Genomic DNA, 12,999 nt, shown 5'->3' on the forward strand with positions numbered 1-12,999 from the left:
GAAAAACGGATCAGGGTTGAGGCATGGCTTCACTAAAAGACCTTCGCAATCGCATCGCTTCCGTGAAGGCGACGCAGAAGATCACCAAGGCGATGCAGATGGTCGCCGCGGCGAAACTTCGGCGTGCCCAGGAGGCGGCTGAGGCGGCTCGTCCTTATTCGCAGCGGATGGCCTCGGTTCTGGCCAATATCGCTGAGGCTGTGGGCGGTGGCGGCGAGGCGCCGGCGTTGATGACCGGCACCGGCAAGAGCGATGTGCATTTGCTCGTCGTCTGCACCGCCGAGCGTGGCCTGTGCGGTGGCTTCAACTCGCAGATCGCGCGCTTTGCCCGCGAGCATGCCCGCAGGCTGATCGCCGAGGGCAAGACGGTGAAGATGATTACCGTCGGCAAAAAGGGCTTTGACATTCTGCGCCGCGACTACAGCCGCCTGATTATCGACCGCGTCGACCTGCGTGAAGTCAAGACATTGGGCTTTGCTAATGCTGACGCAATTGCCCGCAAGGTCATCGGCATGTTCAATGCGGGTGAATTCGACGTCTGCACTCTGTTCTATTCAGAGTTCAAATCGGTCATCAGCCAGGTTCCCACGGCACAGCAGCTTATACCTGCCACAGCGCCATTGGTCGCGAAAGCAGAAGCCGCCGATGGCGCCGTCTATGATTACGAGCCGGAGCCGGGCGAAATTTTGGGAGATTTGATCCCGCGCAACATTGCGGTCCAGATTTTCCGCGCGTTGCTTGAAAATGCGGCTGGCGAGATGGGCGCGAAAATGTCTGCTATGGACAATGCGACGCGCAACGCCGGCGACATGATCAACAAGCTGTCGATCACCTACAACCGGCAGCGGCAAGCACAGATTACAAAAGAACTGATCGAGATTATTTCAGGCGCCGAGGCGCTCTAGCCGCGGGCACGGGACCGAGCGCCCGCCTGCGACGAAGAAACGGACGAAAAGGGTAGATAATATGGCGAAAGCAGCGACCCCCAAGACGGCAGCGCCGGCAAAAGCCGCCGCGCCTAAAGCAGTATCCAAGGCAGCGGCGAAGCCCGCAGTCGCGAATAAGACAGCGCCGGCGAAGGCATCTGCGGCAACCAAGTCCGCACCGGTAAAGCGTGCCAGTGCCACAGGCGCTCAGGGCAAAGTTCGACAGGTCATCGGCGCCGTTGTTGACGTGCAGTTCGAGGAAGGAAACCTTCCCGCGATCCTGAACGCGCTGGAGACCGAAAACGTCGGTAACCGCCTCATCCTCGAGGTTGCGCAGCATCTAGGCGAAAACACCGTACGCACCATCGCGATGGACTCGACCGAAGGTCTGGTTCGTGGCCAGATCGTGTTCGACACCGGTGCACCGATCACCGTGCCTGTGGGTCCCGAAATGCTGGGGCGCATCATCAACGTCATTGGTGAACCGGTCGACGAGGAAGGCCCTATCAAGGCAACCCAAGTACGCTCTATCCATCAGCCAGCTCCTGAATATATCGAGCAGTCGACGGAAGCGGAGATCCTCATCACGGGCATCAAGGTTCTTGACCTGCTGGCACCCTACGCCAAGGGCGGCAAGATTGGCCTGTTCGGGGGCGCCGGTGTTGGCAAGACCGTTCTGATCCAGGAACTGATCAACAACATTGCCAAGGCGCATGGCGGCTATTCCGTATTCGCCGGCGTCGGCGAACGCACCCGCGAAGGCAACGATCTCTATCACGAGTTCATTGAATCCGGCGTCAACAAGAAGGGCGGCGGTGAAGGCTCCAAGGCTGCACTTGTCTACGGCCAGATGAACGAGCCGCCCGGTGCACGTGCCCGTGTCGGCCTGACCGGCTTGACGGTTGCCGAATATTTCCGCGATGAAGGTCAGGACGTTCTGTTCTTCGTCGACAACATTTTCCGCTTCACGCAGGCAGGTTCGGAAGTTTCGGCTCTTCTTGGCCGTATCCCTTCTGCCGTGGGCTATCAGCCAACGCTTGCCACCGACATGGGCGCGCTGCAGGAACGCATCACGACCACAACTAAGGGTTCGATCACGTCCGTGCAGGCCATTTACGTGCCCGCCGACGATTTGACCGACCCTGCACCGGCAACATCCTTCGCGCATTTGGATGCGACGACGACGTTGAACAGATCGATTGCCGAAAAAGGCATCTATCCGGCGGTGGACCCGCTCGACTCCACCTCGCGCATGCTTGATCCGCTGGTTGTCGGTGAAGAGCATTACGCAGTGGCCCGCGCCGTTCAGCAAACGCTTCAGCGCTACAAGTCGCTGCAGGACATTATCGCCATCCTTGGCATGGACGAGCTTTCCGAAGAGGATAAGCTGACCGTGGCCCGCGCCCGCAAGATCGAGCGCTTCCTGTCGCAGCCCTTCTTCGTTGCCGAAGTATTTACCGGCGCTCCCGGCAAGCTGGTTGATCTGGCCGACACCATCAAGGGCTTCAAAGGCCTTGTTGCCGGCGAATACGACCACCTCCCGGAAGTTGCCTTCTATATGGTCGGCACCATCGAGGAAGCTGTCGAGAAAGCCCAGAAGCTGGCTGCTGAAGCGGCCTGACGGTCAAAGGTGAATGGAGGTAGCGAATAGAAGCGATGACGCGGAGGGCGGCCTGGTTGGCCATTCACCATTCACCACTCACTATTCACTAGGTTGATCATGACAGCTTTCAAATTCGAACTCGTCTCTCCCGAACGCCTTCTGGTCTCAGAAGAAGTCGAAGCTGTCGTCATTCCGGGTTCGGAAGGTGAGATGACCGTGATGGCCAATCATGCACCTGTCATGACGACCATCAATCCGGGCATTGTCACTGTGAAAACGGTTTCGGGCAAGGAAGAGCGTTATGTGGTGTTTGGCGGCTTTGCCGACATTCTCCCGGATGGCTGCACGCTCCTGGCGGAATCGGCCGTGCCAGTCGGCGATCTGGACCGCGCTGACCTGACAAACCGCATCAAGTTGGCTCAGGAAGAAGCATCGGTCGCTTCGGACGACCAATCCCGCACCAAGGCCGAGCAGTTCCTGGCTCAGTTGACCACACTTGACGGGTCAATTCTCCCTGCCTGAGAAGACGGCCGCTAGCAGCGGCTGCTGACACGATCGAGGCGGGCAAATAGTTATTCAACACAGCATATTTGCCTGATTGCTTCACTTTTTATCGATTGCATTTCAGCGCTCATGAAAGCCTGTTGTCAGGATTGACCATCAGGTCAATTTTTTGGGTGTCACAGGTTGCAACTTTGGGGTAAAACCCGCCGCAATTACTGCGACGGGTAGCGCGGATCATTGATTCTCGCATTCAGCGAGCCCATCTGCGGTAGCTGGAGGCAACAATCGATCTCATGCCTCCAGGTGGAAAAAATAGTTATGCCAAAATTTCGTGTGAACCAGCTTCTGGCGTTGGTTGTGCTGGTCGGTTTCGCGCTCTGGATGGGAACCGGAAAGTTTTCCTCGGTCGGTAGCGCAACTGCGGAGACCGAAGCTACCGCCGAGCAGCAAAGGCCCGTGGCTGAAACGGTCGCGCCAGCTCCCGTGGTGCGCACGGTTGCGGTTGTTTTACCACCCCGCATCAAACATGAACGCGCGATCCGTCTGGCAGGAATAACCGAAGCCGATAAACGGGCCATGTTGGCGACGCGCGCCGCTGGCATCATCGCAAAGCTTCCCATTAAGCAGGGGGACCGCGTAAATTCAGGTGACCTTATCCTCGAGCTCGACGCCGAAGATAAGCCTGCCGCAGTTGATACTGCCCGCCAAGTCGTCAAGCAGCGCGAGGCTCAGCTTGTGGCATCTCAGCGCCTGGCCAAGTCAGGCAACTTGCCAAAGTTGCAGCTCGACAATGCAGTGTCAGCAGTTGCAGTTGCCAAGTCTCAGCTGGAAGCCGCGCAGGCCGACCTCGACCGCATTCGCATCGTTGCGCCCTTTGGCGGAATAGTTGACAAGGTTTCTGTCGAACTGGGTAGCTCCGTGGCACAGGGTGGAGAAGTGGCCACCTTGATCAGCCTTGACCCGGTGATCGTCCGCGGTGAAATCAGCGAACGCGAACTTTCCCATATCAGGATTGGCGACAAGGCGGAGGCCACGCTGGTCCATGGCCAGTCCGTGGAAGGCACTGTCCGCTACATCAGCCGGGAGGCCGCAGCGGCCACCCGCACCTACAGCGTGGAGGCAGCAATACCCAACCCAAAGGCCGAAATTTCGGCGGGTATGACTGCCGAACTAACCCTTCGCTCGGCCCCGGTCGAAGCGGTAGTCCTTCCACGCTCGGTGGTCACGTTGAGCCAGAACGGCGACCTTGGCATTCGTGCCGTCGACAAGGATCAACACGTCGTATTTTTTCCAATCGATCTGGTTGACGACACCCCCACCGGGCTGGTTCTGGCCGGAGTTCCTGCTGATGCGCGGGTTATTGTTGCCGGTCAGGATCTTGTGAAGGAAGGCGATACGGTCAAAGCCGTGCCGGCCGACCAGGCGATGATCGATAAGCTCGTCAAAGATGCCACCGGGACGCAGTAGCGCCATGGATATCGTAAAAATTGCCATAAACAACGCCCGGCTGACGCTTTCAGTCCTGGTGTTTTTGGTCATTGCCGGCGCCCTGTCTTACCGGTCTCTACCCAAAGAGGCCGAACCGGACGTGCCGGTCCCGGTCATGTATGTCAGCCTGGTGTATCAGGGCATTTCGCCGGAAGACTCTGAACGGCTGTTGCTCAGGCCTGTCGAGGCCAAACTCAAGAGCCTGAAAGGGCTCAAGCAAATGAAGTCCGCCGCCTATCAGGGCGGCGGTTACGTTCTTGTGGAATTCGATCCGTCCACCGACCTCGGTGATGCCCTGATCGACACGCGCAACAAGGTTCAGGACGCTAAGCGGGACCTGCCGACCGGCGTCGAGGAACCAACGGTCAATGAGGTTAACATCTCGGAGTTCCCGGTTCTTGTGGTGACGCTGTCTGGCAATCTGCCCGAGCGTGCATTGACCGAGGCTGCCAAGCGACTACGCGACCGAATCGAGGAAGTCCCGGGCGTTCTAGAAGGAACGATCCAAGGCTCACGCGAAGAGCTGGTAGAAGCCATCATCGATCCGATGAAGCTCTCGTCCTACGGCCTGCAACTTGGCCAACTCATCCAAGGGATTGGCGCGTCAAACAGTCTTGTCGCCGCAGGAGCAATCGAGGGCACCGAAGGCAAATATGCCATCAAGGTTCCGGCTCTGATCGAGACCCCCGAAGATGTCGCCAATCTGCCTGTCGTGGCCGGCCCGAACGCTGTGGTGCGCGTACAGGATCTGGCAACGGTGCGCTCGACCTTCAAGGACGCTGAGACGATTACGCGTCTCGATGGCAAGCCTGCCATCGCCATTGAGGTCAAGAAGCGCATCGGCGAAAACGTCGTTGAAACGATCGAAGGCGCCAAGCGCGTTGCAGACGACTTCATTAAAACGATGCCGGAAGGCATGGAAGTGACCTACACCCAGGACAAGTCGGTGTTCGTAAACCAGCTTCTAAACGACCTTCAGAACCATGTGATGATCGCTGTCATCCTGGTTTTTATCGTCATTCTCTATGCGCTTTCCGGCCGCGCCTCGCTTCTGATCGGCCTCGCCATCCCGTCTTCCTTCCTGATGGGCATTCTGGCGCTCGGCCTAATGGGCTTCACGATCAACATGATCGTGCTGTTCAGCCTGATCTTGGCCGTCGGCATGCTGGTCGACGATGCCATCATCGTGACCGAATTCGCCGAACGTCGCATGTCGGAAGGCATGGATAAGGCCGAAGCCTTTGAATTGGCCGCCAAGCGCATGGCTGGCCCGGTAATAGCGGCCACGATGACCCGCATAGCGGCCTTTTCGCCGCTGCTGTTCTGGCCGGGTATCATCGGCGATTTCATGAAATATCTGCCTATCACGTTAATCGTGACGCTGGCGGCATCGATGCTCTACGCGCTGATTTTTGCACCGACACTCGGAGCCCTTTTCGCCAAGGCTCCCGTGCACGAAGAAAGTGACGGCAAGGACGGAGCTTATATGGCGGTCGTCTTCAAGGCCGTCCACTACCCCAAGACAGTGCTTCTCCTCACCCTTGCACTGCTGGTGGCGGTGCCCGTCGCTTATTCGAAATATGGCGCCGGTGTCGAGTTCTTCCCGTCGGTAGAGCCAGACTATGGCCTGCTCTACGTGCATGCCCGCGGCAATCTGTCATTGGACGAAATGGACAATGCGACGCGCGAGGCGGAGAGCCGCATTCTAGGTTGGCCAGGCATCAAGTCGGTTTACACCCGCGTCGGAAAAACGCGCGGCGGCGGCGCTGAAATCCCCGAAGATGTTGTGGGCGTGATTCAGTACGAGTTCGTTGACTGGCGCGAACGCAAGCCTGCAAACACCATCCTCGACGACCTGCGGGGTGTCATGGCCGGCATTCCAGGTGTCGACGTCGAAGTGCGTGTGCCCGACGCAGGCCCGCCAACCGGCAAGCCGGTCCAGGTCGAACTGTCTGCGGTAAACCCGGCCGGCCTGAACGACAAGGCCAAAGAAGTGGCTGCCGCGGTCGCCAAGGTGCCGGGTGTGATCGATATTTCAGACGGCCTTCCGCCACCGGGCATCGACTGGGCGCTCGAGATAGACCGCACCAAGGCTGCCCAATATGGCATCAGCCCGATGGAAGTGGGCACGGTAGTGCAGCTGGTCACGACCGGGCTAAAACTCACCGACTACCGTCCCGCCGGCGCTGATGACGCGGTTGACATTCGCCTGCGTCTGCCGGAGGACCGGCGCACCCTGTCGGCGCTCGACCAGCTACGGATTGAAACGTCGCAGGGCTCCGTACCCATCTCCAACTTTGTCACACGCAGGCCGGAGATGACGGTAGGCGTCCTTAACCGGGTGGACGCCAAGCGCACCATCACGATCCAAGGCAACGTCGCCTCGGGCTACCAGGTCGCAGAAGTTCAGGCCGCTGTCATCAAGGTTGTCGAAGGTATGACCCTTCCCGGCATCGACTGGAAACTCGGTGGCTCCAACGAAGACAGCGCCGAGGCGAGCGCGTTCTTGGGCAATGCCTTTGGCGCAGCAATCTTCTTGATCTTCATCGTGCTTTTGGCGCAGTTTAATAAGTTCACCAGTGTATTTCTGGTGCTCTCATGCGTGGTGATGGCAACAATCGGCGCGCTGCTGGGGATGATGCTGACTGGACAGGCCTTCGTCATCGTCATGTCGGGAATCGGCGTGATCGCGCTGGCCGGCGTTGTCGTCAACAACAATATTGTGTTGATCGACACCTATGACCGGCTGCGAGAGGAAGGCTGGAACAAGCTCGACGCCGTGCTGCAAACCTGCCGTGAGCGCGCGCGTCCCGTGGTGCTCACCGCCATGTCGGCAATCCTCGGCGTGTTGCCGATCGCCTTTGGCCTCGGGCTGGAAATCTTCCACCGCGAGACGACCATCAACGCGCCGTCTACCCAATGGTGGATCGCGCTCTCCTCGGCCATCGTCTTCGGCCTGTCCTTCGCTACCGTCCTGACGCTGGTGGTCACACCATCGATGCTGATGGTCTTCACCCGAGACAAGCCCGTCCCGGGCCAGCTTGGCTGGCTTAGGCGTTTCAAGCAAAAGCTTTTCAGCCGCAAGGCAAAACCCGTCGAAGCGATCGTGATTGATGAGCATCCGGCGGAATTTGAAGGCGAATTCCGCAAAGCGGCAGAATAGCCTGCCCAAGATGTGTCAAAATTGTGAAGTCCGCGGGAACCATCTGTGGGCTTCATGCATTGTGGGGGACAGCATTTACAACGGGAGACTTCCATGACGCTCGGCACCATCCTCATCATCATCCTCGTCCTGGCTCTGCTCGGCGCCATTCCAGCATGGCCGCACTCAAGCGGCTGGGGTTACGGGCCTTCGGGTATTGTCGGCGTGATTCTCGTCGTGCTCGTTATCATGCTCTTGATGGGCAAGATCTGACGGTCATTTAGTTTATTTCCGTAGCTGACTGACGCTACGAAAAAGATCCTGCGTTCGTACAAACGCAGGATCTTTTGCTATGAATCGCGCTGACATGCAGCGAAGCGGCGTAAAGCCTCCAGCGAGCCACTGGTGACAGATCATTGCATGCAGCACCGTTGAAGGTTCACACTGGACCGACAATGGACAGGCGACCATGACGGATTCAACAAGAGATTTTTACAACTCGAATGCTCATACCTACGCGGCAAGTGGAACGATCAATCCCAGACTCGCCACATTCTTGAACCGGTGTACGCCCGGCGGTGAAATTCTTGAGCTAGGTACCGGCAGCGGTCGGGATGCGCGAGCCATGATCTGTGCCGGCTTCAGAGTCGACGCGACAGATGGATCTTCTCAGCTGGCCGCGATAGCGGAGCATCATATCAGGCAGCCCGTTCGTGTGATGCAATTTCAGGAGCTTGCCGCGAAGCGCGCCTATGACGGCATATATGCAAGCGCCTCGCTCCTGCACGTGCCACGTCAGGAACTCGGTGGCGTAATCACACGCGTCCACACCGCATTGCGCCACAATGGCGTTGTCTGGGCGAGTTTCAAGTCTGGTGCGGCTGAAAGTCTGGACGCCCTAGGCCGGCATTACAATTACCTCAGCGCCCCTGAACTTTCTGCCGTCTGGCACGCGGGGGGCGACTGGTCAGAACTCAGCACCGAAAGTTGGCAGGGAAGCGCGTTCGACAAACAACCCACCGAGTGGGTCGCTGTCACTGCGGTGCGCCGCGAGTGATGTTTAACAGCAGTGCTGAGAGCGGGTTGCGAAGTCTCCGTGCTCCGCAGCCACGCTAATTATGACTATGCCAGAAGTTCCAGCATTTCCCTTGCCGCTTCGGCCGAAGAGGCTGGGTTCTGTCCGGTGATCAGTTTGCCGTCACGCAGCACGAAACTGGCCCAGTCAGCGCCCTTTTCATAGAGACCGCCGTTGGCATTCAACATGTCTTCGACGAGGAAAGGCACAATTTTGGTCAAACCGACCGCCTCTTCTTCAGTGTTTGTAAACCCAGTTACGCGGCGCCCTGCGACCAACGGTTTTCCATCGGTGCCCAGCGTGTGGCGGAATACTCCGGGAGCGTGACAGACGGCACCTATTGGACGATCAGCAGCAGCAAATGCCTCGATCAGGCGCTTGCTGTCCGCGCTTTCAGCCAGATCCCATAGCGGACCATGGCCTCCTGGATAGAAAATAGCGTCAAAGCCGGCCGCGGTGACCTCCGCCAGTTTCAGCGTACTCGCAAGAGTTTTCTGAGCCTCGGTGTCGGCCTTGAAGCGTCGGGTGTCATCGGTTTGGGCCGCCGCATCATCGCTGGATGGGTCAATCGGCGGCTGGCCACCCTTGGGCGAGGCGAGGATTATCTCGGCGCCTGCATCTTTGAAGACGTAGTAGGGCGCTGCGAACTCTTCGAGCCAGAAACCAGTCTTTTTGCCGGTGTCACCCAGTTTATCGTGCGATGTCAAAACCATAAGGATTTTCATTTTAGTGCCTTTCAATTGCGGCCAGGCGGATCACGCGCCTGCCAAAGTTTTCACCCCTCAGCAACCTGAAGAAAGCGGCGGATATATGCTGGGATCACCAACCAGCTGCGGCAAGACCCCACCACGCCGGGTACATTGATATCAAATTCCCACGCACTTTCTTCGAGCTGGCTGCTTCGCCAAGCGCTTGTGCTCTTCCCAAATCATCGGGTCAAAACGATGTGCCCGCACACCGCCGTACCAGTGAGTTGGGTTGAGTTTAATAACGCCCGCGATGAATCACCCGGCAGATCGGGGGGGGCTATGGACTGCCAGTTCTACATGAATCCGAACGGTATGCCGCTTAACAGCGCCCGCACGTAGCGGCGCTTCTGATAAAGCCCGTTGAGGGAAACGCGGGGAAGCAGCATCCAGTTATCGCTGTTTCCCTTCAATACCCCGGGCTGAGTTGTCACCGCAACGCGCAGCCCGGCTTTTGCGGCTGCTTCGGCCTCGCGCACCCCGCACGCCCGCCCCCACCCGTACGGATAGGCCAGCGACACCGGGCGGGAACCGGTCCACCGCTCGATAGCTGAAATCGACTCCGATATTTCATCCGCCAGACGTTCCGGCGACACGCGTGCCAAATTGCAATGGGTCAAGGTATGCGCGCCGAAATGCGCGAGTGGGTCGGCTCCCAGCTGGCGGATTTCCGCTGCATCCATAATTTCAGCTTCGACGATCGCCTTCGGATCGATCCCGGCCGCAAATGCCGCCTGGTCTATGCGCGCAACGGCTGCGTCTTCGTCGATTGCTTCGACAAACCGCGCCAGCCGCAGGAAAGCTTCGTGTTTTTGCTTGGCAGTGTCGGCGACAACGGTGACTGGTCCGCCGCCGAAATCAAACGCAAACGAATGCGCCTGCCGTGTCAGCACTTCTGCTGTTTCCCACCACATGGTGCGGGTTCTTTCTACCAGCCCTTTGGTCAGAAAGATCGTGTAAGGCACATCATGCTTGCGAAAAACGGGGGCCGCAAACTTTGCGTTGTCCCGCAACCCGTCATCGAGGGTGAAGGCAACGAACCGGCGCGTGGCGTCCGCTTCATCCAGCCGTCCGCGCAAGTCCGACAAGGCAACCGCTTCATACCCCTTCGCTCTCGTTTCAAGGATGGCCTTCTCGAGAAATTCAGGCGTTAATGAAAGCACAGCGTTCGGCTCGTAGGTGCGATTTTCAGCGGGCCGCACATGATGCAGCGTAAAAATTATGCCGCGCCCGGCTGCTCCTGGGAAGATTCGCCCTGCCCTAGTCAGGGCAATGGCTTCCAGTGCCCCTGTTATGGCTATCTGCTTGAGAAGCGCTTTCATTGTGAGGTTCCGGTGTCGGCTACATTCAGGCAAAATCGAAGTCGATGAGTTGGAAGCGGTCGAATTCCAGTTTTGTGCGCTCTGGCGCGAAATCCCGCATCTGCAGGATCATCGGCGAAGGCCGCACCCTATCGGGCAGCGGGATACCCGGAATGAAGGGCAGCGTCCGGTTCAATCCGGCGAAAATGAACTGCGGACGCTTCCAGAACGCGGCGGCTGCCCGCGTCACCGACCGCACATCGGCGCGCGTGGGCGTAACGCCCGAACGGCGCAGAAATGCGGCGAGCAGTGTGTAGGGGACCGAGCGCGTAAGCCGCGCTGACGATATGAGCAACAGACCTTCCGTGGCGTGGATCGCATAAGAGTATTTCAGCCCGCACAACCGCCTGAACAACGCTTCGCCATCCCAACGCAATCCGGTTTCCTCGCCACTGGTCGCATATTGGTCGAACAGCGCCACGAAGTGGTCTCGGCGCAAACGGTCAAACGGCTCGTTCGCAATCACGCTTGCCGAGAGCCACGGCAGTGCGATCCCCGCCCGTAGTTCGAGCCGCAGAAAGCCCTTGAGGTCGAAGAACCGCTCATTGACCGGCAGTGCTTTGGCGTTGGGCATGCCAAAGGCAAAGCGCAGTTTCTGCTTGGCGAACTGGCGCCCGACCTCGTCATAGAGCATCTGCACCCGCTCGCGCCCACGCCATTGCTTGAGCACGAAAAGATCGACGAGTTCCGCCGCTGGCTCTGGCTTGCCATTCACCAGAACCGACTGCCGCACCAGCGCGATTTGCCCGATTTTCTGGCCCGTATCCGTATCGGTCAGGCCGACAATCGTTGTGCCTTCGGTAAAGCAGTCCTCATAGAACCACCGAAGATGTTCGGGATCGAAAGAACTGTCCGCAGAAGCAAAAGCTTCAGCCGCAAGTCTCGCGGTCTCGACATAGCCCGGCTTTTCTTCGACCGCGACAACGATCATTGTCACTCCCCCAATGGAAGCGCGATGTTACTGCGCAACCATTGCGCGCGGGTTAAGAGTTGAAAGTGCGCGCTTGTGACGTGCCGTGCGCGACCGAAAAGTGACCGACCCGAGACGGGCGCGTTTGATGCCGCGGAAGCAGACCTCGGTGACATGAAAAATGGACGGCGTTCCAGCAGCCGACATGGCTTTGAAAGTCGCCGGATCGGCTGCCTCCCTCGTCTCATAGTAGGAGGCTTGCTCCCTTAGCGTCTAAACGTTCTCGAACCTAGAGAGTTTTGACGGCCGCGATGTCGTCTGGATGTCGAATCGCAGTCTGCGTGGCCTCTAATCAGATTCAGGCGGGCCAGATCTAGATCTGGCCCGCCTGACTGACAATGCGTAACCCAGATCGCCTATCCGAAGCGGCTCGCTTCTACCTCCGACGGCAAGCGTCCGTCCGGAGTAAGCTGGTTGACTGCATCAGGCAGAGTGTCAGACAGGCGCTTGAGCAACTCGCTGCGCGACAGCCCGGTCTTTTGAGTGAGCTCCACGATGGTATCGTCGCCAAGCGCTTCCTCAAGATCGGATGCCTCAAGGGATGCATTGGCGCCCTCGTTGATCCAACTGTCAGCTTTTTCACCGCGGCCCGTTTGGCGAAAACGATCTATCAGATCGCCTAGGCCACTACTCAGCACGCTGCCGCTTGTGGCGCCGCCGAGCATGCCGCCTAGACCGCCAAGAATCCCTTCCAGGCCACTTTCCCGGTTATTGGGATCAGCCGGATTACCGCCCTTACTCAATCCATCCAGCATTCCGCCGAGCTTATCTCGGTTTTGGTAGCCTGCCACGGCAAGCAAGCCGAGCAATGCAACCATTGAAGGCATTCGTGCCATTGAAATACTCCTTTTTATGCCGATCAAGTGCGCTGGCGGCCGGCAATCATTCCCCAGATGACGAGCACGATGATCGCGCCCACAACAGCACCGATGAGGCCTGCACCTTCACCCGGCGCATACCATCCCAGCGCCTGACCCAGATATGAGGCCACAAACGCGCCAACGATGCCCAGGATCGTCGTCAAAATAAAACCTGATGGCTCGTTGCTACCCGGCATAACGAATTTGGCAATGATGCCCGCGACAAAGCCGATAATGATAGTCCAGATGATACCCATTGTTCGCTCCTGCTAACTGATGACCTGCAACGCGCGTGGCGCCTCAACGTTCCCTAAGGTTCGCAGT

At 58.4% G+C, this 12,999-nt stretch carries 12 protein-coding genes; 7 read left to right on the plus strand and 5 right to left on the minus strand.

Going from position 1 to position 12,999, the window contains the following annotated elements:
- Positions 1–23 precede the first annotated feature (23 nt).
- The 7 genes from GA830_RS03405 to GA830_RS03435 all read left to right on the plus strand — a co-directional run bounded on the left by GA830_RS03405 (position 24) and on the right by GA830_RS03435 (position 8,720).
- Complete coding sequence (locus GA830_RS03405; protein WP_195163711.1) at positions 24–905, plus strand: F0F1 ATP synthase subunit gamma; 882 nt, start codon at positions 24–26, stop codon at positions 903–905.
- A 61-nt stretch (positions 906–966) separates the two neighbouring features.
- Positions 967–2,547 carry a F0F1 ATP synthase subunit beta gene (gene atpD / locus GA830_RS03410; RefSeq protein WP_195163712.1) on the plus strand — a complete coding sequence of 527 codons (1,581 nt, stop codon included), beginning with the start codon at positions 967–969 and terminating at the stop codon, positions 2,545–2,547.
- Between the two features lie 96 nt (positions 2,548–2,643).
- On the plus strand, positions 2,644–3,051 hold the full coding sequence (locus GA830_RS03415) for a F0F1 ATP synthase subunit epsilon (RefSeq protein WP_195164746.1): 408 nt from the start codon (positions 2,644–2,646) through the stop codon (positions 3,049–3,051).
- A 300-nt stretch (positions 3,052–3,351) separates the two neighbouring features.
- On the plus strand, positions 3,352–4,500 hold the full coding sequence (locus GA830_RS03420) for an efflux RND transporter periplasmic adaptor subunit (RefSeq protein ID WP_195163713.1): 1,149 nt from the start codon (positions 3,352–3,354) through the stop codon (positions 4,498–4,500).
- Positions 4,501–4,504: 4 nt separating this feature from the next.
- Positions 4,505–7,684, plus strand: a complete 3,180-nt coding sequence (locus GA830_RS03425; protein WP_195163714.1) for an efflux RND transporter permease subunit — start codon at positions 4,505–4,507, stop codon at positions 7,682–7,684.
- Positions 7,685–7,777: 93 nt separating this feature from the next.
- Positions 7,778–7,936, plus strand: a complete 159-nt coding sequence (locus tag GA830_RS03430; protein WP_195163715.1) for a DUF3309 family protein — start codon at positions 7,778–7,780, stop codon at positions 7,934–7,936.
- Between the two features lie 196 nt (positions 7,937–8,132).
- Positions 8,133–8,720 carry a class I SAM-dependent methyltransferase gene (locus GA830_RS03435; protein ID WP_195163716.1) on the plus strand — a complete coding sequence of 196 codons (588 nt, stop codon included), beginning with the start codon at positions 8,133–8,135 and terminating at the stop codon, positions 8,718–8,720.
- A 65-nt stretch (positions 8,721–8,785) separates the two neighbouring features.
- Here GA830_RS03435 and GA830_RS03440 read toward each other — a convergent pair whose 3' ends face one another.
- The 5 genes from GA830_RS03440 to GA830_RS03460 form a co-directional block, all read right to left on the minus strand.
- A complete protein-coding gene (locus tag GA830_RS03440) occupies positions 8,786–9,463 on the minus strand; it encodes a type 1 glutamine amidotransferase domain-containing protein (RefSeq protein ID WP_195163717.1) in 678 nt (225 codons plus the stop codon).
- Between the two features lie 317 nt (positions 9,464–9,780).
- Positions 9,781–10,806: a polysaccharide deacetylase family protein gene (locus tag GA830_RS03445; protein ID WP_195163718.1), complete on the minus strand. Its 1,026-nt coding sequence runs from the start codon at positions 10,804–10,806 to the stop codon at positions 9,781–9,783.
- 25 nt (positions 10,807–10,831) lie between these two features.
- Positions 10,832–11,776 carry a GNAT family N-acetyltransferase gene (locus GA830_RS03450; protein WP_195163719.1) on the minus strand — a complete coding sequence of 315 codons (945 nt, stop codon included), beginning with the start codon at positions 11,774–11,776 and terminating at the stop codon, positions 10,832–10,834.
- A gap of 395 nt (positions 11,777–12,171) precedes the next feature.
- Positions 12,172–12,651: a YidB family protein gene (locus GA830_RS03455; protein ID WP_195163720.1), complete on the minus strand. Its 480-nt coding sequence runs from the start codon at positions 12,649–12,651 to the stop codon at positions 12,172–12,174.
- Positions 12,652–12,674: 23 nt separating this feature from the next.
- Positions 12,675–12,932: a GlsB/YeaQ/YmgE family stress response membrane protein gene (locus GA830_RS03460; RefSeq protein WP_195163721.1), complete on the minus strand. Its 258-nt coding sequence runs from the start codon at positions 12,930–12,932 to the stop codon at positions 12,675–12,677.
- Positions 12,933–12,999 lie beyond the last annotated feature (67 nt).

Source organism: Mesorhizobium sp. NBSH29, from assembly GCF_015500055.1.
Lineage (GTDB): Bacteria > Pseudomonadota > Alphaproteobacteria > Rhizobiales > Rhizobiaceae > Neomesorhizobium.

What these genes read in the sequence shown, in the direction of transcription:
- GA830_RS03455 (WP_195163720.1), bottom strand. Translation starts at nt 12,651, where the DNA reads ATGGCACGAATGCCTTCAATGGTTGCATTGCTCGGCTTGCTTGCCGTG.
- GA830_RS03440 (WP_195163717.1), bottom strand. Translation starts at nt 9,463, where the DNA reads ATGAAAATCCTTATGGTTTTGACATCGCACGATAAACTGGGTGACACC.
- GA830_RS03420 (WP_195163713.1), top strand. Translation starts at nt 3,352, where the DNA reads ATGCCAAAATTTCGTGTGAACCAGCTTCTGGCGTTGGTTGTGCTGGTC.
- GA830_RS03445 (WP_195163718.1), bottom strand. Translation starts at nt 10,806, where the DNA reads ATGAAAGCGCTTCTCAAGCAGATAGCCATAACAGGGGCACTGGAAGCC.
- GA830_RS03435 (WP_195163716.1), top strand. Translation starts at nt 8,133, where the DNA reads ATGACGGATTCAACAAGAGATTTTTACAACTCGAATGCTCATACCTAC.
- GA830_RS03450 (WP_195163719.1), bottom strand. Translation starts at nt 11,776, where the DNA reads ATGATCGTTGTCGCGGTCGAAGAAAAGCCGGGCTATGTCGAGACCGCG.
- GA830_RS03425 (WP_195163714.1), top strand. Translation starts at nt 4,505, where the DNA reads ATGGATATCGTAAAAATTGCCATAAACAACGCCCGGCTGACGCTTTCA.
- atpD (WP_195163712.1), top strand. Translation starts at nt 967, where the DNA reads ATGGCGAAAGCAGCGACCCCCAAGACGGCAGCGCCGGCAAAAGCCGCC.
- GA830_RS03460 (WP_195163721.1), bottom strand. Translation starts at nt 12,932, where the DNA reads ATGGGTATCATCTGGACTATCATTATCGGCTTTGTCGCGGGCATCATT.
- GA830_RS03430 (WP_195163715.1), top strand. Translation starts at nt 7,778, where the DNA reads ATGACGCTCGGCACCATCCTCATCATCATCCTCGTCCTGGCTCTGCTC.
- GA830_RS03405 (WP_195163711.1), top strand. Translation starts at nt 24, where the DNA reads ATGGCTTCACTAAAAGACCTTCGCAATCGCATCGCTTCCGTGAAGGCG.